Source organism: Halioglobus sp. HI00S01 (genome assembly GCF_001635445.1).
Classification (GTDB): Bacteria; Pseudomonadota; Gammaproteobacteria; order Pseudomonadales; family Halieaceae; genus Halioglobus; species Halioglobus japonicus.
In genome coordinates this window covers 1-219 of sequence record NZ_LWEE01000005.1, presented here as the reverse complement: position 1 = coordinate 219, position 219 = coordinate 1, and the positions used below count along the sequence as shown (strand labels likewise).

Genomic DNA, 219 nt, shown 5'->3' with positions numbered 1-219 from the left:
GAAGTTGCCCGTGAGCTGGGTATTCTGACCGTGGCGGTTGTGACCCGTCCCTTCCCCTTTGAGGGCAAGAAACGGTTAAAAATTGCCCAGGAAGGTGTGGGTGAATTGCAGCAGCACGTGGACTCTTTGATCACAATTCCCAATGAAAAATTGCTGGAAGTGCTAGGTAAAAATACCAGTCTGCTCGATGCCTTTAAGGAGGCAAATGATGTATTGTTG

1 pseudogene is annotated in these 219 nt (G+C 48.4%); it reads left to right on the top strand.

Annotated features, from left to right (window positions below):
- Window positions 1-219, top strand: a pseudogene (locus A3709_RS01480) (cell division protein FtsZ); the annotation flags it as partial.